This window comes from Microbacterium sp. IO18, from assembly GCF_049099505.1.
Lineage (GTDB): Bacteria > Actinomycetota > Actinomycetes > Actinomycetales > Microbacteriaceae > Microbacterium > Microbacterium aurugineum.
The window spans coordinates 832,913-851,519 of sequence record NZ_JBMJAF010000002.1; the positions used below are offsets into that span (position 1 = coordinate 832,913).

The window sequence follows — 18,607 nt, forward strand, 5'->3', positions numbered from 1 at the left end:
GGGCGGGGACTCCTGATTCTCTGCGGAAGATGCGTGCGGCCGGTCAGGCGCACAGGGCGGCGATGCTGCGGTCGGGATGCAGCAGGTAGTAGGGGCCGGCGGCCCGATCGGCGGCGAAAGAGGCGAGGTCTCCGTGCACCGAGCGACGCTCACCGGCACCGTCGACGAGGATCAGACCGTCGGCGTCGACGGCGAGCAGTTCGTCATCGACGCGCAGGAGGACCGGGGCGGTGAAGAGGTCGGGTGCGCTGAGCCCGTCCCGCACGGTGACCCCGCCCATGATCGCGGTCCTCCCCGCAGCGACGCCGGCGAGGATCGCCTCGGGCGAGGCGTCTTCCGCGGCAACCCAGGTGGTCGGCGTACCGGGCCCGATGCCCTGGCTCTGCATGTGGAAGTCGGCACCGCCGAGGAGGACGGCGTCCTTGCCCCAGCGCTCGTGGAACGCGAGCGGCGACGTGGCGATGAGCTCGCGGTACCACGTCGAATGCCAGAGCTCGATGGCACGCGGCAGGCGCGAGAGCGGGTGCAGCCACGAGCAGTCCCCCGAGATCGGGTGGTTCACGCTCAGGACGCCACCACGGCGCTCGACCTCGTCGACCCATTCCTGCGCGGGACGGCGGAAGTCGATCCAGCCGATGTCCCCGAAGGCGTTCGCATGACCACGGTGCGTGGTCACCTCCTGGCCGGGCAGCAGCGTGATCGCATGCTGCTCCCCGATCCCGGGGAGATGCGCGTGGTGGCTCGTGGTGTTGTGGTCGGTGACGGCCAGGAAGTCGAGTCCGGCGCTCACCCCGAGTGCCGCCAGGCCGGAGATGCTCTCGCGGCCGTCCGAATGGAGGGTGTGCGCGTGGAAGTCGCCGGCGAACCACCGCAGACCTGCGGAGGCGGGGAGGTTCCTCGAGCTTCCGCGGGGCACCCCCGCCACGGGGGCGACGACCGGGCCGTGGTCGATCGTCGATTCCGCGGGCAGGAGGATCTCGACGATGACGTCGGCGCCACCGGCGCTCAGTCGGTGCACCCCGAGGATCACGTTCCACTCGCCCTCTTCCGGGCGCCCGGGAAGGTACCCCGGGGTGGCGTCGTCCGTGCGGATCACGTACGTGGTCCGCGCGCCGCCGGACCATCCGCGCCACCCTGCCGCCCCCTCGCAGCCGAGGTCGATCACGGCCGCCTCGGTGTCGTAGGAGATGCGCACCTCGAGCGAATCCGTGCCCGAGGGCACGTCGAACGGCACCCGCACGTAGCGATCGGCGTTCTGGATGTCGTGCGTGAGGTGGAGGGTGGTGCGGACGGTGCCCATCAGCCGATCCGCTCGGTGCTCTCGGCGTCGAACAGCAGCGCGCGGTTGAGCTGCGGGACGATCCAACCGCGGTCGCCCGCGGCGGGCTCGTGTTCCTCGGGAACGACGACCTGGAGCTTGTGCTCCCCCGCGCTCACGAGCACGAGGCTCGTCGCACCGAGGGTCTCGGTCACGACGACCTCCGCCGCGATTCCGTCCGCGACGGGTTCGGCCGACCAGCGCAGGTACTCGGGACGGATGCCCCAGCTCACGGTCTGCCCATCCCGCACCGCCGCGGCGGCTTCCGGCGGGACCGGGACATCCGCGTCGCCGATGCGGACATGACCAGCCGCGACCGTCGTCTCGAGGAGGTTCATCGGCACCGAGCCGATGAACCCGGCGACGAAGGTATTGTTCGGACGGTGGAAGATCTCCCGCGGAGAGCCGATCTGCTGGAGCTTCCCCGCCTTCATGACGGCGATCCGATCCGCGAGAGCGAGAGCCTCCGCCTGGTCGTGCGTCACGAACACGGTGGTGACACCGAGGTCGCGCTGCAACTCCTTCAGGAAGGTCCGCGCCTCGAGCCGCAGCCGCGCATCGAGGTTCGACAGCGGCTCGTCCAACAGCAGTACATCCGGCCTGGTCGCGACGGCGCGAGCGAGGGCCACGCGCTGCTGCTGGCCACCGGAGAGCTGACCAGGTCGGCGCTCGATCAGGCCGTTGAGCGACAGACCGTTCGCGACGGATTCCGCGGTGGTGCGACGCTCTCCCTTGCCCACTCGGCGGATCCGGAGCGGGTAGGCGATGTTGTCGCCGACGTCCATGTGCGGGAACAGCGCGTAGTCCTGGAACACCATCGCCACGCCGCGCTCACCCGGCTCGGCGTTGGTGACGTCCTTCTCGCCGATCGTGAGCTTTCCGGAGGTGATGCTCTCCAGGCCCGCGATCGACCTCAGCAGCGTGGTCTTCCCACACCCGGAAGGACCGAGCAGCGCGAAGAACTCGCCGTCCGCGATCTCGACGTCGACGCTGTCGACGCCGCGCACCCCGCCGGGGTACTCCTTGACGAGTTCGGTTGCAATGATGGCGGCCATCAGGACTTGATCCCTCCGTGGAAGCGGAAACCGTAGCGACGGTTCACAAAGAAGTAGATGAGAAGGACGGACACCGAGAACACCAGCGAGAAGACGGTTCACAAAGAAGCAGATGAGAAGGACGGGCACCGAGAACACCAGCGAGAACGCCGAGATCAGTCGGAGATCGGCCTGGCCGCTCTCGGTGTAGAAGGTGTACATGAGCACGGCGGCCGGCTGCATGTCGGGCGTGCGCAGAAGCAGGAACGGCACGAGGAAGTTGCCCCACACCTGCACGATCGTCCAGATCGCGATGAACGCGAGGCCCGGACGGGCGATCGGCACCACGACGTCCTTGAGGATGCGGAAGGGACCCGCACCGTAGAGCCGTGCCGACTCCTCGTACGACTTCGGGATGGAATCCATGAAGTCCTTGAGGATGAAGATGACCGTCGGGAGGATCCCGCCGGCCAGCACGAGGATGACGCCGACGTGGGTGTTGATCAGCTGCAGCTGATTGATGAGCTGGAAGGTCGGGACCATCGCGGCCGTCCCCGTCACGATGGACGACAGGAGCAGTAGCCCGTAGAGGATGCCGTCGCGCCCCGGGATGCTGATCCGGCTCATCGCGTACGAGGCCAGGGCTCCGAGCACGATCACGAGCGCCATGGTCCCGATGCCGAGGATCAAGGAGTTGAGGATCGACTTCAGGGCGTACGGGTTCTCCGCCAGGCGGGCGAAGTTGTCGAGCGTCCAGTCCGGCCACGACACCGTCAGCGACGGCGTCGCGTCGAACGGAGCCAGGACCAGCCACACCATCGGCAGCGCGAAGAACAGGGACACGAGCACGATCACGATCGTGAAGAGGATCCGCGACACGAAATGGGTCACCGACCGGTCGCGCACGACGGTCTTGATGGCGGTCATCATGAGCGCACCTTCTTCTTCGAGCCCTTCCCTCGCGAGACGCGCGTGTACATCAGCGCGATCACGAGGTTGATGAGGAGCATGATCAACGAGATCGCCGCTCCGAGTCCCAGCTGCCCGCCGGGGATGGCGGTCTGGTAGATGTAAACCGACAGGATGTCGGTCTGACCGTTCGGCCCGCCCGCGGTGAGCAGGTAGGGGGTGAAGGTGTTGAAGGTCCACAGCGTGATCAGCAACGTGTTGGTCAGCAGGTGCCCCTTGATGTTGGGGAGGATCACATCACGCAGCTGCTGCCACGTGTTGGCCCCGACCATGCGGGCGCTCTCGAGCTGCGACGGCGGGACGGCGCTGATCGCCGACGAGAACAACTGCATCGAGAACGCCGTCCCGACCCAGATGTTGAAGATGATGATGCACTCCATCGGATGCTCGATGAGCCAGGCCGCCCCCTCGGTCCCGAGAAGGGAGTTCAGAGTGCCCGTGCGCCGGTCGAGGAGCGCGAGCCAGAGGAAAGAGGCGACCGATGCGGGGATCACCCAGGCCGCGAGGACGAGCGTCTCGACGAAGGTCTTGACGCCGGCCCGCACGTTGCGCAGCATCCAGGCGAGCGCGAAGCCGAGGACGGTCTGCCCGATGATCCCCGACACCAGCACGAACACCAGCGTCAGCCACAGCGAGTTCCAGAACCGCGGGTCGTTGAGCGCCGTGGAGAAGTTCTCGAGTCCGACGAACTCCGGGTTGGCGGCGGCGAAGCCGGTGAGCCGGTAGTTGGTCATCCCGAGGTAGACGGTCCAGAGCGCCGGGAAGAGGAGGAACAGGCCGATCAGGAGCAGACCGGGCGCCGCGAACAGGGTCGCCCTCGCCCGGCCGAGACCGGCGACATCCTCCGCGCGGCGCCGGCGGGGAGCGGTGACGCTCCCCGCCGGCATCGTTGCTTGCGTCATGGTCACTCGGAGATCGCGTCCGGGCCCACGACGCCTTCGAGACCACGGACGTAGGTCTTCAGGGCGTCATCGACCGACGTCCCGGTGGCGACGTCGAGCGTGGCCTGCTGGAGCAGCACGGACACCTGCGGGTAGGCGGCCAGGCCCGGACGGTAGGCGGTGATCGGCAGGACCTCTTCGCTGACGAACGTCAACATGGGGTCGGACGACAGGAGCTTCTCGTTCACGTCGTTGCGCGGGGAGATCGAGAGCGTGCCGGCGGCACGCGCCTCGTAGGCTTCCGGCGAGTTCATGAAGGCGAGCAGCTCCCAGGCGAGCGCGGCGTGCTTCGAGTTGGGGTTGAGCACACGCCCGGTACCCCCGGACATCGAGACGTAGTCCTGATCGTTGATGCCGTCGCCCGGCTCGATCGCCGGGATCTTGGCGTACCCGACGGTGGTGTCGCGATCGGCCATCGGCGCCGTGCCCACACCCTCCGCGGGGTTGATCACGGAACGCCAGAAGTAGTCGCCTTCGAGCAGGATGCCGATCTTGCCCTCGGCGAAGAGCTGGAACGAGGTGTCGCGTCCCGACGCCTCCTGCTGGAGGACCGGGTCACCGAGCCCCTCGTCAACGTAGATCGTCTCGTACAGGTCGAGCGTCTTCTCCATGCCGTCGGTGGCACCGATCCACTTGCCGTCCTCGTACACCTGCTCTCCGGTGCCGACCAGCATCGGAAGCAGACCCTGCATCGTCGTCGCCTCGCCCATCGCCGTACCGGCGTTCAGCTGGATCGGGGTGACGCCGTCGAGGTCCTTGAGGTCGCGAGCCGCGTCGAGGATGTCGTCCCAGCTCTCCGGAGCCCAGTCCTCATCGAGCCCCGCCTGGGCGAAGAGGTCCTTGTTGTAGTACAGCACGCGACCGTCGGCGCCCTGCGGGACGCCATAGCGGTCGCCGTCGAACGAGAGGGCGTTCTGCACGGCGTCGGGGATCTGCGCCCAGCCGTCCCAGTCGTCGACCGCCTTGCCGCCGACGTCGGAGAGCGGCTTGATGTATCCGGCCTCGGCGAACTCGCCGACCCAGATGCCGTCCATCCCGATGATGTCGGCGCCCTTGCCGGACTGCAGATCGAGGGCGATCTTGGTCTTGTAGTCCTCATCGTCGACGCCCTGCGGCTGGAACTCGACGGTGACGTCCTTGCCTTCCGCGTCCATGGCCTTCTCGAACTCGGGGATGACCCAGTCCGCGATCCAGTCCGCTTCGGCACTGTTCTTGCCGCCGGTGATGGAGTTGGTGGTGAGGGTGAGGGTGACCGGCCCGGATTCGTCCTCGGTCTCCGGCTCCGATCCTCCGGAGCAGCCAGCCAGGACGACCGCACCGACAGTGGTGAGGGCGAACGCCGCAAGCAGGCGGCGCTTTCCGTACGTGACCATTTCTGACCTTTCTGTATCGCTGAACGCCGAGCGGATGCGCTCGGTCGCGGATGTGGGTGAACTACTGCGCGGCTTCGACGCCCGGGTCGAGCGTGACGCCCTTCGAGAGCGCGAGCGCGCGGATCATCCGCTGCCCGACCCGCACGTCGGCCATCGATTCCTCGACGCTCGCCCCGTCGGGACGCTCGCCGCGGACCAGTGCCGCCAGCGCGAACAGTTCGTTCTCGAAAGCCTCTTGCTGCATCCACCGCGACTCGCTCACGCGGATGCCGAGCTCCGGGTGACTCTCCGTCACGCGGAGGACGGTGGGGAGATTGGTCACGTACGGAACACCGAAGAGCAGTTCGACGGTTCCGGTCTCGTGATGGAAGGTGACGGTCTCCTGGTAGTCGGGGTAACCGTCGATGTAGTGCCAATCGAGGGTCCACGGGGTCTCGTCACGAGCGAGCGTGCCCCGCAGGTGCACCGATCCCGGCATCTTCGGACCCCAGTGCTGGGCGAAGTCGACATCGCCCAGACCGCCGACGAGCATACGGAGCAGTCCGACGTCGTGGACGATGGAACCCAGCACGACGTTCGTGTAGAGCGTGCGCAGGTCGGTCGGGAGGTCGGCGCCGACGGCCGAGTCCACGATCGTCCCCGTCGCTGCGATCAGCGGGGCGAGGACTTCCGCGGAGACGTCGTGGGTGCGCGCCGCGAGGCGGGCGTACTCCAGTTGCGAGCCGTCCAGCGGGTGCATCACCTGCACGCTGATCGCACGCAGGTCGACGTCGGCGAGGAGGCGCTTCGCGTGCTGCGACGCGAGGTCGTACTCCTTCATGTAGCCGACGCGCACCCAGTCACGCAGGTCGATCCCGGCGTCCACGGCGTAGGCGGCAAGGGCGTCGAGCTCGGCGATCGAGTAGGCGAGGGGCTTCTCGGCGAGCACACGGATGCCGGCCTTCACGAGCCGCAGCGTGTCGCCGGCGTGGGAGCCGGTGGTGGCGAGGATGGCGGCGTCGATCGCGAGCACACCGTCGTCCTTCGCGGCGACGAGGGCATCGACCGACGAGAACCGACGGTCCGCGGCGACGCCGTAGCGGACTCCCATGTCGGCGGTGCGCTCGGCGGAGAGATCGACGAGCGCGGCGATCTCGAAGCCCTCCGCGTTCCTGCGCAGCATCGGCAGGTGCACGCTCTGGCTGATCGCCCCCAACCCGATGACGGCGAGGCGGGTGACACTCACGCGAACCACGCCCGCAAGGCGTCGCGGTTGGCGACCTGTTCGGCCTTGGCCCGCTCGACCTCAGCGGTCGAGCGCGGCACGACGTCCTGCTCGACGATGAGCCAGCCGCTGTATCCGCTGTCGATGATCTCTTCCACGAGCTCGGTGACGGCGAGATCCCCCTGTCCCAGCGGGACGAAGACGCGCTTCTCCCAGACCGAGCGCATCGGGTCATCGGCCTGCAACGCCTCGTGCAGGATCCGCGTGCGCGCGTCCTTGAGGTGCAGGTGATTGATGCGGTCACGCCACCGGCGGAAGTCGGGCAGCGGGTCGCCGCCCCCGATGAGGAGGTGACCGGAGTCGAAGGTGAGACCGACGTCGGTCGATGCCAGCAGCGCGTCGACCTCTTCGGGCGTCTCGACATACGTGCACGCGTGGTGGTGGAAGGTCGGCTCGAGCCCGCGATCGCGGACACGCGCCGTCGCGATGCTGACGCGATCGGCGAACCGCGCCCAGTCGTCCCCACGGAGCGTGAGTTCGGGAGCGCCACCAGGACGCGCCTTGCGTGCCGCGCTGCCCGAGTCGGCGAGCGTGGGCAGAGGAGCAAGGATCGGCCCGGTCTCCGCCGCAGCGACGAACACGTCGAGGATGTCATCGAGGTCCGCCATCGCGCGGGCGAAGTCGTCGTCGGCACCGGCGAACGGAAGGTCCACCCATCCGCCCGCGAGTTCGAGGCCGTGGCGCCGCAGGCGATCCGTCAGCTCCGCGCCTCGTCCGAGAAGTCCGACCGGTCCGAGATCGATGCCCTGGTAGCCGGCCTCGCTGATCCAGCGCGCAAGTTCCTCGCCTTCGGGAAGTGCGACGAGGTCCGGGCGTGCGAGCTCGAAGACCCCGTAGCTCACCGGCGCATTCGCGATACGGATCACTCGATTTCCTTTCTCCATTGAACGGTCGGACCGAAGCCCAGTGAAAATGTTAGCAGGTAATTACATATGCATCAATCATCATCGGAGGTCCCCTGGACGGCGACCGAACGCACGCCATCGAGCCGCGCGATCGCGTCGATCAGATCCGAGCGTTTGTCGGGAGAGGCCTCGACGAACTCGAGGGTCGCGCGCATGTCGGAATCGCCGTGGATCCGGGCCGCTCCGAGAAGGGTGCCCGGCAGACCGCGTCGCTCGGCGGCCGCGAGCGCCTCACGGAGAGCACCCCGATCGGCCTCGTACTGGACGGTGACCCGTAGCCTCTCGGGTTCCGGGCGCAGACGATCGCGCACACGGGAGAGCGGACCGACGGTGAGCAGATGCAGCCCGGTGCCGGCGATCGCCAGGAGAGGCATGTTGGCACCGCAGGCCATGCCGATCGCCGCCACGACCCAGATGGTCGCCGCCGACGTCAGCCCCGACACGGCATTGTTGCGCACGAAGATCACGCCGGCCCCGAGGAACCCGATCCCGGACACGACCTGCGCCGCGATGCGGGAGGGGTCGACGGCCACGTCAGGCCCGAGGACCCCCTCGAATCCGTACGCCGAGATCAGAGTGAAGATGGCGGAACCGATCCCGACGAGGACGTGGGTGCGCAGCCCCGCGCTCTTGAGCTTCCGGGAGCGCTCGACACCGACCGCCACCGAGAGCACGAAGGCCAAGGCGAGGAGACCGAGCTCCACGAACAGGTGCGGATCCCACACGTAGCTCACGCCGACTCCTTCATGTCAGCACAATAGCACTTTAAGCATCCTCAGGACTTTTCGCTGTTCGGCGCCGCCCCCTCGCCACGCATCGCCGCTCGAAGTGCCCGGAAAATCGGGGCTGGGGTGGATCGTATGATTGTCGCTACAATATGACTCCCCACAGAAAGCGGAGGACCATGGCCGATCTCGTCACCCCGTGGCCGAACGATCTCTTCGCGGACATCGACCGCACGGGTCCGGTCCCGCTCTACTTCCAGGTCTCCACGCGCCTGCAGAGCGCGATCCAATCCGGAGCGATCCCCGCCGGCGCCCGCCTCGAGAACGAGGTATCGATCGCCGAGCAGCTGGGCCTCTCCCGACCCACCATCCGACGAGCGATCCAGGAACTCGTCGACAAGGGACTCCTCGTGCGCCGACGGGGCATCGGCACCCAGGTCGTGCAGGGTTCCGTCACCCGCCAGGTCGAACTCACCAGTCTCTTCGAAGACCTGCAGAGCGCCCACCACGAACCGGGCACGCAGGTGCTGACGCACGAGGTGATCCCGGCTTCGGAGGAAGTGGCGACGGCACTCGCCCTGCCCCCCGGCGCGGAGGTCCTCCACCTGCGACGCCGACGGAGCACCGACGGCGTTCCCGTCGCCGTTCTCGAGAACTACCTCCCTCGCGAGTTCGCGGACATCTCCGCCGAACAACTCGAGTCCCGAGGTCTCTATCAGGCCCTCCGCGCCCGAGGCATCGCCATCCGGGTCGCCAAGCAGAAGATCGGCGCACGCCGCGCAGAGGCCGATGAACCAGAACTGCTGGAGATCGAGGCGGGCGGTCCGCTGCTGACCATGGAGCGCATCTCGTTCGACCAGTCAGGCGCCGCGATCGAGCTCGGCCACCACTGCTACCGCCCCGACCTGTATCGCTTCGAGACCACGCTCGTCGCGAAGTAGTCCGGCGCATACGTCCGTCTTCCGGCCGAGTTGTCATTACAGGGGACGCCCGGGAGAATGGAAGGATCCCCCACCGCAAGGAGCCTCATGTCCGACCGCCTCGACCGCGCCCGCAGCACCGGCATCCTCGCCGTCCTCCGCGCCCCCTCCCCTGAGCTGGCCCTGGAGGCGTCCGAAGCGATCATCCGCGGTGGCGTGACCGGCATCGAAGTCACCTTCTCGACACCCGATGCGCCGGCGGTGATCCGCGAACTGGTCGCGCGTCACGGCGACGCCGCGTACATCGGTGCCGGCACGGTGACCACCGCGGCCCAGGCCACTCAGGCCGCTGATGCGGGCGCGGAGTTCCTCGTCAGCCCCGGCACCCTGCCCCATCTCACCCGGTCGATGCTCGACACCGGCCGCGTCGTGATGACCGGAGCGATGACCCCCACCGAGGTCATGGGCGCGCTGGAGCTGGGCGTCGACGTCGTCAAGATCTTCCCGGCGTCGCTGGGCGGCCCGTCGTACCTCGGCGCGTTGCGGGGCCCGTTCCCCACCGCACCCCTGATGCCGACCGGCGGCGTGAATCCGGACAACCTCGCTGCGTGGTTCGCGGCCGGCGCTGTCGCCGTCGGTGCGGGCGGAGACCTCGCGAACGGCGCATCGATCGCCGCAGCCGACTGGTCCGACATCGAGCAGCGCGCCGCACGCTTCACCACCGCGCTCTCCGCCGCGCGGGGCTGATCGCACCACACACGATGACCGACGCCACCACTGATCTGCTCGCCTCCGCCGCGGCCGGCGATGCGGATGCCGTGCGGGCGGCACTCGCCGCCGGTGCGGACATCGAGGCGCGAGGAGCCGGCGGGATGACTGCCCTGATCGCGGCCACCAAGGGCAACAGAGTCGAGGCGGCGCGGGCGCTCATCGACGCCGGCGCCGACGTGAACGCGAAGGACGACATCCAGGATTCCGCGTACCTGTATGCGGGCGCCCGCGGTCACGATGAGATCCTGCTGCTGACCCTCGAGAACGGCGCCGACCTGTCGAGCACGAATCGCTTCGGTGGTACCGCACTGATCCCGGCGTCCGAACGCGGGCTGCTCGCGACCGTCGAGATCCTCCTCGAGGCGGGCGTGGATCCCGACCACGTCAACAACCTGAACTGGACGGCCCTGCACGAGGCGATCGTGCTCGGCGACGGTTCCTCCGCCTACGTGGAGGTGGTGCGGGCGCTCCTCGACGGCGGTGCCGGTGCGCACATCCCCGACGGCGACGGTGTGCTGCCGGTCGAACTGGCACGGAGCCGCGGCTACGACGCGATCGTCGCCGAGCTCGAACGGTGATCGGGCGGCAACGGTGATCGCGCTCGACCCCTGGGCATGGGCCGCACTCGCCGTGGCCGCGGTGACGATCGGCATCTCCAAGACGGCTCTCCCGGGCGGCAGCATCCTGGCGATCGCGCTGTTCGCGGCCGTCCTGCCCGCACGCACGTCCACGGCCGCGATGCTGCTCCTGCTGATGGTCGGCGACGTGTTCGCGTTGATCGCCTACCGCCGCCACGCCCATTGGCCGACGCTGCTGCGCCTTGCACCGGCCGTCGTCCTCGGGCTCCTTGCCGGATTCGCGTTCCTCGCGCTCGCCGGCGACGGCATCGTCCGCCGGGCGATCGGCGTGATCCTGCTGCTGATGATCGGCGTGACCCTCTGGCGGCGATGGCGGCAGGACCGTGCGCACGCAGCGGTCCCGCCCTCCTCCGGCGGCATCGTGCTCGCCGGCGCCTACGGCACGCTCGGTGGCTTCACCACGATGGTCGCCAACGCCGGCGGCCCCGTGATGTCGATGTACTTCCTCGCCACCCGGACTCCGGTGCAGGTCTTCCTCGGCACCTCCGCCTGGTTCTTCGCGATCATCAACGTGCTCAAGGTGCCGTTCCTCGCCGGTCTCGGCTTGTTCCCCACTCCGGTGCTGCTGATGGATGCCGTCCTCGCACCGCTCGTGGTGATCGGCGCGCTCCTCGGCCTGCGCGTCGCGCGACGCCTGAACCAGCGCGTGTTCGACCGCCTCGTGATCATCCTCACGATCCTCGGGGCGGCCTACCTCCTGATCTGACCCGGGTCTCCCTGTCGGCGAGGCCAAAGCGCCCTGCCCGAATGAGGTGGGGAGGCGGGGGCTCAGTCGAGGAAGATGTCGGGGAAGAGCGCGCTGTCGGGAGTGCCGGGGATCGCGGCGTACCCGGAGAAATCGGTCACGCCCTCACCTTCGAGCACATCCTCGACGATGAGCGACTGCCCGGTGTAGGAGCCCGCGGGCTTGAGCAGCACGGCGTAGGCGGCGTCCGCGTAGATGGCGGGCGTACGGCTCGCGGCCATCACCTTGTCGCCGCCGAGGAGGTTCTGCACGGCGGCCGTGGCGATCGTGGTGCGGGGCCACAGCGTGTTGGCGGCGATGCCGTCGCGCGCGAACTCCGCCGCGAGGCCGAGCGTGGCCAGCGTCATGCCGAACTTCGCGAGCGTGTAGCCGGTGTGCGCGCCGAGCCACTTCGGCGTGGGGTTCAGGGGCGGCGACAGCGAGAGGATGTGCGGGTTCTCGGCATCCTTCAGGATCGGCACCGCCGCGCGGGACAGCATGAACGTGCCGCGCACGTTGACGTCTTGCATCAGGTCGTACTTCTTCGCCCCGAGGTCGAGCGAGCGCGAGAGATCGATGACGCTGGCGTTGTTGATGACGATGTCGATGCCACCGAACTCGCCCTGCGTCTTCAGGACCGCCTCGGTGATGTCGTCGTCATCGCGGACATCGCCCACGATCGGCAGGGCATTGCCCCCCGCCGCACGGATCTGCTCCGCGGCGGTGTGGATCGTGCCCTCGAGCTTGGGATGCGGGGTGTCGGTCTTCGCGAGCATCGCGATGTTCGCGCCGTCAGCCGCGGCCCGCAGCGCGATCGCGAGGCCGATGCCACGGCTGCCGCCCGACATCAGGATGGTCTTGCCTGCCAGTGTCATGGATTCTCCTGGGTTCTCGATCGCGGTTCTGAGGGCGGGGTCAGCGCGGGGCCATGCGGATCGCGCCGTCGAGGCGGATGGTCTCGCCGTTGAGGTAGCCGTTCTCGACGATCTGCTCCACGAGAGCGGCGTATTCGTCGGGTCGGCCGAGGCGGGCGGGGAACGGCACCTGCTGGCCGAGGGAGTCCTGTGCCTCCTGCGGCAGCCCCATCAGCATCGGCGTCTCCATGATGCCGGGCGCGATCGTGCAGACCCGGATGCCGTGGCGCGCGAGCTCGCGCGCGATCGGAAGGGTCATCGCGTGCACGCCGCCCTTCGACGCCGAGTACGCGGGCTGGCCGATCTGTCCGTCGAAGGCGGCCACGCTCGCGGTGTTGACGATGACGCCGCGTTCGTCGTCGTGGAGCTCGTTCTTGGCGATCACGGCGGATGCCTGCGAGACGACGTTGAACGTGCCGACGAGGTTGATGCGGATCACCCGTTCGAAGTCGGCGAGCACGGCCGGGTTGCCTTCGCGGTCGAGCACCTTGGCCGGCGGCGCGATGCCCGCACAGTTCACCACCACACGCAGCGGCGCGGCGGACTGCGCGGCCGCGACGGCCGCCTGTACCTCCTCGGCGCTCGTGACGTCGGCGGCGACGAACAGCCCGCCGATCTCGTCGGCCACCTCCGCGCCCTTCGACGAAGCGAGGTCGATGATCGTGACGTGGGCGCCCGCGGCGACGAGGCGACGTGCGGTCGCCAGGCCGAGCCCCGAGGCGCCGCCGGTGATGAGTGCACCCTGTCCGCTGATCTGCATCTGATGTTCTCCTTCGAACGTCGTCGTGCGACTGCTGTGATGGAACGCGGTCCCAGCCTACGTGGTTCTTGGTGTCATCACGAACGGAGGTACGGCGTCGAAAGCGAGCCTACGACATCACTCCTGACGTGCCGTCGGGCAGGATGGATGGATGTCGATCCCCGCCGAAGACGTCGTCGTCCCCGAACACGTCCGCCTGCTCGCCCGGGGAGCCGACCTCGAATGTGTCTGGCGCAACGACTACGGCGGACTCACCTTCCGCGCCACCGGCACCGCAGAGCCGTTCTACATCAAGTGGGGGCCTCGGAACCTCGAATTCACGTTGAGCGACGAGGCCGAACGGATGAGGTGGGCGTCGGGCTGGATCACTGTGCCGACCGTGCTCGACAGCGGGGCGGACGACACGCACGAGTGGATGATCACTGCCGCCCTCGACGGCCTCAGCGCCGTGGACCCGCGATGGGTCGCAGAGCCCGCGACCGCAGTGCGGGCCGTCGGCGAAGGGCTCCGCGCGATGCATGAAGCCCTCCCCGTGCAGGAGTGCCCCTGGGAGTGGAGCGTGCCCTCGCGCATCGCGAACGCGGAACGACGCGGGATCGTCGTGCCGAAAAGCCTCCGGACCGCGCCCGCTGTCGACCGCCTCGTCGTCAGTCACGGCGATGCCTGCTGCCCCAACACCCTGGTGGGAGACGACGGCCGCTGGCTCGCGCACGTCGACCTGGCTCTGCTGGGCGTGGCCGACCGCTGGGCCGACATCGCCGTCGCCTCCATGAGCACCGAGTGGAACTTCGGCCCCGGGTGGGAGGACGCTCTGATCGAGGCTTACGGAGTCGAACCCGACCGCGAGCGTCTCGCCTTCTACCGCGACCTCTGGAATGCGACCTGAGCACCCCTAGTGGTGGAACGCCGAGTCGGGGTGATCGGACGGCATCGGCGAGGTGAGGGCGTCGAGGTGCGCGACTTCCGCCGTGATCGCGTCCAGCAGGTCGGCGGCTAGGTCCATGCTCAGCCCGTTGCGCACGACGATCCGCTGCACCGTGATCTGCTCGAGATCCGCGGGCATCGGGTACGCCGGCACGAGCCATCCGCGCATCCGGAGCCGGTCCTGCAGGTGGTACAGCGTCCAGTTCTTCGTATGGCCGTCCTTGAGGCGCCAGGCGAACACCGGGATGTCGCTGCCGTCGTTCCAGAGCTCGAAGGCGTCGAGCCCCGCGATCCCGGCCGACAGGTACTTCGCGACGTCCTGCGACTCCTGCTGCACGGCACGGTAGCCCTCGAACCCCAGCCGGAGGAACAGGTAGTACTGCAACAGCACCTGCGCCCCCGGACGCGAGAAGTTCAGCGCGAACGTGGGCATCTCGCCACCGAGGTAATTGACCTTGAACACGAGATCCTCCGGCAGCCACTTCTCCTCGCGCCAGACCACCCATCCGAGACCCGGGTACACGAGACCGTACTTGTGGCCGGACGTACTGATCGAGTGCACGCGCTCGAGACGGAAATCCCACACGAGATCGGGTTGCAGGAACGGCGCGATCATCGCCCCGGAGGCACCGTCGACGTGGATGGGGATGTCAAGCCCGGTGTCCTTCTGGATCTCGTCGAGCGCCGCAGCGATCGCCGCCACCGGTTCGTACATCCCGGTATAGGTGACGCCCATGATCGCGACGACGCCGATCGTGTTCTCATCGACGTACTTCGCCAGGTCGTGACCGTCGAGCGTCTTGTGCTCCTCGGAGATGGGGACGTAGCGCGGCTCGACGTCGAAGTAGTTGCAGAACTTCTCCCAGCACACCTGCACGGCGGACGACATCACCAGGTTCGGCGTCGACGTGTCCTTTCCCGCGGCACGTCGCGCCTGTTGCCAGCGACGCTTGAACGCGAGGCCGCCCAGCATGCACGCCTCGGACGAACCGACCGTCGAAGTACCGATGGCACCCGAGGCGTCCGGCGCGTTCCAGAGGTTCGCCAGCATGTGCCAGCAGTTGTCCTCGATCGCCGCCGTCTGCGGGTACTCGTCCTTGTCGATCATGTTCTTGTCGAAAGACGAGGTGTACACCTGCTTGGCGTCGTCATCCATCCACGTGCTGACGAACGTCGCCAGGTTGAGACGCGCGTTGCCGTCGAGGATCGTCTCGTCCTCGACGATCTGCCTCGCCGTGGCAGGGAGCGAACCCTGGGGCGGGATCAGATGGCGCGGGGCGACCGACGCCTCCCCCGGGCGCGTGAACATCGGCTCGTAGTCGGAGGAGGGCGTGCTGCTCATGCGAGAACCTTTCGGTCGAGGCGTCCTTGCGGCCTTGCCGCCCACCGTAGCGAGATCGCGCCGACGTATCGAGCGGGTGGCGACAGACCCTAGCTCCACACGAAGCGGAACGTGCCCACGACGACAGCAGCGGCGAGCGCGAGCGCCATGATCGCGATGCCGCCGATCAGCGCCACCGCGTCTCTCGGGTGCAGCCGCGACGGACGCGACCAGGTGCGGGGGATGTCGGAGCCGAAGCCGCGCGCTTCCATCGCGAGTGCCAGTTTGGAGCCGCGCCTCACGGCGAACACGAGCAGCACGAAGGCCATGGAGAAGAACCGTCGGAGCACGCCCCGGTCCCCCACACCGCGCGCACGACGAGCCAGGCTCATGGTGCGCCAGTCATCGAGGAACAGGCCCAGCATCCGCGTACCGGCGAGGATGCCCAGCACGAAGCGACTCGGGAGCTTGGCGACCTGGGCCAGCGCATCCGCGAGTTCGGTCGGGTCGGTGCCGCCGAAGAGCAGGATCGTGGGCAGCCCGAGCGCGACCACGCGCAGGCTCACCGCGATCGCGAGGGTGATGGAGTCCTCGCTGATCGTCGCGAACCCGAAGGTCCAATAGATCCGTCCGGCCGGTTCGGCGTAGAGCAGCATGCTCACGCCGGCGATCGGCGCGAAGATCATGATCGGGAGCAGCCTCCGCAGCACCGTCGGGAGACGCAGTCCGGTCAGCGGCAGGCACAGCAGCTGCAGGACGATCGCGGCCAGCGCGCTCGTGATGTCGATGGACGCGAACAACGGCACCGACAGCAGCACGGCGAGCACCAGCTTCGTCACCGGGTTCACCCCGTCGAGCCATACCGGCCGTGCGGTCTCGATCGCCGTCACGCTGCCGCCCCCAACTCGATGCGATGACCACCCAGATGTCGGACCACGGCATCGTCGTGCGTCACCGCGATGATCGACCGTCCACGCGTGATCTCCTCCTGCAGGAGCGCGACGAGGGAGATCCATCCACGCCGGTCCTGACCGAACGTCGGCTCGTCGAGCACGATCACTTCCGGTGCACCCGCCAACGCCGTCGCGACGGACAGCCGCCGCTTCTGCCCGCCGGAGAGCGTGAACGGGTTGGCCAGCGCGAGTGGCGCGAGGCCGAGGCGCTCGAGGAGATCGTCGACCACGGCGTCCGTCCTCGCACGGTCCCAGCCGAGCGCGCGTGGCCCGACAGCGAGCTCGTCACGCAGCGTCTGGGTGAGGAACTGGTGCTCCGGCTCCTGGAAGACCATGCCAATGCGCGTGAGCAACTCGCGCGACGTCCACCGGATCGGGCGGGTGCCTTTGCGCCCCGCCAACTCGGGTGCCGACCGCACCTCTCCTGCCTCTTCGGGGATGAGTCCGGCGAGCGTGAGCGCAAGGGTCGATTTGCCCGCCCCGTTGGGCCCGGTGATCACGGTCGCGTTCGCCCGCGGTACGTGCAGGTCGAGTCCCGCCTGCACGACGACGCCCGCTTCCCTCGCAATCGCGAGCCCGGAGGCGGAGAGCGCATCGGCTGCCGTCACCCGCTCCAGCACGGGCAGGTCGATGCCCCGCTCGGGCACCCACACCCCCGCATCGGCGAGCACATCGCCGTGGACCGCGAACACGTGCTCGGGCGTCCCATCCGCGAGCAGCCCGCCGTCGGCGGCCAGCACGATCACACGCGTCATCAGATCGACCCAGACCGGCGTGCGATGCTCGACGACGATCAATGTCGCACCCGAGGAGACCACGGCCCGCTCGACGCTCGCCCGCACCTCGCGCACGCCCTCGGGGTCGAGGTTCGCGGTCGGCTCGTCGAGCAGCAGCAGGCCCGGGCGCATCGCGAGCACGCCGGCCAGCACCAGTCGCTGCTTCTGGCCGCCCGAGAGCGCCTTCGTAGGACGCTGCGGCGAGACGTCGAGGCCCACGGCGTCGAGAGCCTCCGCGACTCGGCCCGGGATCTCGGACGCCGCGACACCGAGATTCTCGCAGCCGAACGCCACATCATCGCCGACTTTCGACAGCACGATTCCGGCATCGGGGTCCTGGAGGACGAGCCCCACGCGACCGTGCCGCGATTCCGGGGACGCGCCGTCGATGCGCAGGGCACCGGTCCGCTCCCCCTCGTCATCGCCGCCCAGGACGCCGGCGAGACCGGCGAGCAGAGTCGACTTGCCCGCGCCCGAAGCGCCGAGGAGCAGCACCCGCTCGCCCGGTTCGATCGTGAACGAGACGTCGGCGACGGCGGGGCGCTTTCGACCGGCGTACCGCCAGCCCCAGCCCGCAGCCTGCACGCGGGCCGGGGCGGCGAAGCTCACGCTCAGACCTCGCGCACGTGCTCTCGCCCGACGGCGAAGCGGTTGAGTGCGCCGGTGACGGCGAGGGCCCGCACGAGCAGCCACCCGACCACGCCGGCGAGGATCGCGCCGGAGACGACGACGCTGACCAGATAGATGGTGTTGAACTCGAGCGACTTCAGGATGTTCGGCGAGCTGCCGTAGAACAGCTCGAACACCCAGGCGGCGACCGCTGCGCCGACACCCGCGAGCGCGGCGACCACGATTCCGAAACGACGATAGAAGAACAGCGCGAAGATGATCTCCGCACCGAGGCCCTGCACGATGCCGGACAGCACGGTCGAGACGCCCCACACGTTGCCTATCAGCATCGACACGATCGCCGCGACCAGCTCGACCACCAGCGCGGCGCCCGGCTTGCGGATCACGAGGCCGCCGACGACGCCGCCGAGCAGCCAGATGCCGACGGCGATGCCGCCGAGACCCGGCGTCAGGGCGTCGGCGGCGCCGAACCAGGCGTACCCGATGGTGTTCCAGCCCCAGAAGACGAGGCCGATCGCGACGCCGAGGACAGCGGCGACGACGATGTCGACGACGCGCCAGCGCCAGATCGACGTGGGTCGCAGACCGTTCGCGGCGGATGTCTGCTTCGCGGATGCGGACGTGGACGTACTCATCTGAACTCCTCCCTGCGCTGGCATGACCCAGATCAGGTTCGACGGTCGAAGCGCGATTCGCTCCCTCTCAGCCCGGCTCGCCGGACTCCCGTGGTTGTGCTGATGATCTTAC

Annotated in this window: 18 protein-coding genes and 1 riboswitch; of the genes, 5 read left to right on the forward strand and 13 right to left on the reverse strand. The window is 68.5% G+C overall.

The window, feature by feature from the left end:
- Window positions 1–43: 43 nt before the first annotated feature.
- The 7 genes from ACLF6J_RS15765 to ACLF6J_RS15795 form a co-directional block, all read right to left on the reverse strand.
- Window positions 44–1,300: a CehA/McbA family metallohydrolase gene (locus ACLF6J_RS15765; RefSeq protein WP_134352342.1), complete on the reverse strand. Its 1,257-nt coding sequence runs from the start codon at window positions 1,298–1,300 to the stop codon at window positions 44–46.
- Complete coding sequence (locus tag ACLF6J_RS15770; protein WP_421076917.1) at window positions 1,300–3,282, reverse strand: ATP-binding cassette domain-containing protein; 1,983 nt, start codon at window positions 3,280–3,282, stop codon at window positions 1,300–1,302. Before ACLF6J_RS15770 ends, ACLF6J_RS15765 begins: the two co-directional genes overlap by 1 nt.
- Window positions 3,279–4,223: a carbohydrate ABC transporter permease gene (locus ACLF6J_RS15775; protein ID WP_134352344.1), complete on the reverse strand. Its 945-nt coding sequence runs from the start codon at window positions 4,221–4,223 to the stop codon at window positions 3,279–3,281. Before ACLF6J_RS15775 ends, ACLF6J_RS15770 begins: the two co-directional genes overlap by 4 nt.
- Window positions 4,224–4,225: 2 nt before the next feature.
- Complete coding sequence (locus ACLF6J_RS15780) at window positions 4,226–5,635, reverse strand: sugar ABC transporter substrate-binding protein (protein ID WP_134352345.1); 1,410 nt, start codon at window positions 5,633–5,635, stop codon at window positions 4,226–4,228.
- Between the two features lie 61 nt (window positions 5,636–5,696).
- Window positions 5,697–6,860, reverse strand: coding sequence for a Gfo/Idh/MocA family protein (locus ACLF6J_RS15785; RefSeq protein WP_166804663.1), 1,164 nt, complete (start codon window positions 6,858–6,860; stop codon window positions 5,697–5,699).
- On the reverse strand, window positions 6,857–7,765 hold the full coding sequence (locus ACLF6J_RS15790; RefSeq protein ID WP_244093522.1) for a sugar phosphate isomerase/epimerase family protein: 909 nt from the start codon (window positions 7,763–7,765) through the stop codon (window positions 6,857–6,859). The genes ACLF6J_RS15785 and ACLF6J_RS15790 overlap by 4 nt, the downstream gene beginning before the upstream one ends.
- A gap of 71 nt (window positions 7,766–7,836) precedes the next feature.
- Window positions 7,837–8,538: an MgtC/SapB family protein gene (locus ACLF6J_RS15795; RefSeq protein ID WP_134352348.1), complete on the reverse strand. Its 702-nt coding sequence runs from the start codon at window positions 8,536–8,538 to the stop codon at window positions 7,837–7,839.
- A 170-nt stretch (window positions 8,539–8,708) separates the two neighbouring features.
- Here ACLF6J_RS15795 and ACLF6J_RS15800 point away from each other — a divergent pair, with 170 nt between their 5' ends.
- The 4 genes from ACLF6J_RS15800 (at window position 8,709) to ACLF6J_RS15815 (ending at window position 11,564) form a co-directional block, all read left to right on the forward strand.
- Window positions 8,709–9,470: a GntR family transcriptional regulator gene (locus tag ACLF6J_RS15800; RefSeq protein ID WP_131493363.1), complete on the forward strand. Its 762-nt coding sequence runs from the start codon at window positions 8,709–8,711 to the stop codon at window positions 9,468–9,470.
- 87 nt (window positions 9,471–9,557) lie between these two features.
- Entirely contained in the window at window positions 9,558–10,196 is a 639-nt protein-coding gene (locus tag ACLF6J_RS15805) for a bifunctional 4-hydroxy-2-oxoglutarate aldolase/2-dehydro-3-deoxy-phosphogluconate aldolase (RefSeq protein WP_134352349.1), read from the forward strand.
- A gap of 14 nt (window positions 10,197–10,210) precedes the next feature.
- The gene (locus ACLF6J_RS15810; protein ID WP_134352350.1) at window positions 10,211–10,798 is read left to right on the forward strand and encodes an ankyrin repeat domain-containing protein; all 588 of its coding nucleotides are present in this window, start codon (window positions 10,211–10,213) and stop codon (window positions 10,796–10,798) included.
- A gap of 13 nt (window positions 10,799–10,811) precedes the next feature.
- On the forward strand, window positions 10,812–11,564 hold the full coding sequence (locus ACLF6J_RS15815; protein ID WP_047521131.1) for a sulfite exporter TauE/SafE family protein: 753 nt from the start codon (window positions 10,812–10,814) through the stop codon (window positions 11,562–11,564).
- A 62-nt stretch (window positions 11,565–11,626) separates the two neighbouring features.
- Here the strand turns inward: ACLF6J_RS15815 and ACLF6J_RS15820 are convergent, their stop codons facing one another.
- Window positions 11,627–12,457 (reverse strand): SDR family oxidoreductase, encoded by an 831-nt coding sequence (locus ACLF6J_RS15820; protein ID WP_047520969.1) that lies wholly within the window; start codon window positions 12,455–12,457, stop codon window positions 11,627–11,629.
- A gap of 40 nt (window positions 12,458–12,497) precedes the next feature.
- A complete protein-coding gene (locus tag ACLF6J_RS15825; RefSeq protein WP_047520971.1) occupies window positions 12,498–13,256 on the reverse strand; it encodes an SDR family NAD(P)-dependent oxidoreductase in 759 nt (252 codons plus the stop codon).
- Window positions 13,257–13,407: 151 nt separating this feature from the next.
- On the opposite strand from ACLF6J_RS15825, the gene ACLF6J_RS15830 reads away from it, so the two are divergent.
- Window positions 13,408–14,142, forward strand: coding sequence for an aminoglycoside 3'-phosphotransferase (locus tag ACLF6J_RS15830; protein ID WP_134352351.1), 735 nt, complete (start codon window positions 13,408–13,410; stop codon window positions 14,140–14,142).
- 6 nt (window positions 14,143–14,148) lie between these two features.
- Here ACLF6J_RS15830 and ACLF6J_RS15835 read toward each other — a convergent pair whose 3' ends face one another.
- The 4 genes from ACLF6J_RS15835 to ACLF6J_RS15850 all read right to left on the reverse strand — a co-directional run bounded on the left by ACLF6J_RS15835 (window position 14,149) and on the right by ACLF6J_RS15850 (window position 18,495).
- Complete coding sequence (locus tag ACLF6J_RS15835; RefSeq protein ID WP_134352352.1) at window positions 14,149–15,522, reverse strand: glutamate decarboxylase; 1,374 nt, start codon at window positions 15,520–15,522, stop codon at window positions 14,149–14,151.
- Window positions 15,523–15,611: 89 nt separating this feature from the next.
- Entirely contained in the window at window positions 15,612–16,391 is a 780-nt protein-coding gene (locus tag ACLF6J_RS15840; protein WP_134352353.1) for an energy-coupling factor transporter transmembrane component T family protein, read from the reverse strand.
- Window positions 16,388–17,845: an ABC transporter ATP-binding protein gene (locus tag ACLF6J_RS15845; RefSeq protein WP_208526572.1), complete on the reverse strand. Its 1,458-nt coding sequence runs from the start codon at window positions 17,843–17,845 to the stop codon at window positions 16,388–16,390. The genes ACLF6J_RS15840 and ACLF6J_RS15845 overlap by 4 nt, the downstream gene beginning before the upstream one ends.
- Window positions 17,842–18,495: an ECF transporter S component gene (locus ACLF6J_RS15850; protein ID WP_208526484.1), complete on the reverse strand. Its 654-nt coding sequence runs from the start codon at window positions 18,493–18,495 to the stop codon at window positions 17,842–17,844. Before ACLF6J_RS15850 ends, ACLF6J_RS15845 begins: the two co-directional genes overlap by 4 nt.
- Window positions 18,486–18,597: riboswitch (TPP riboswitch) on the reverse strand. (Overlaps the previous gene by 10 nt.)
- Window positions 18,598–18,607 lie beyond the last annotated feature (10 nt).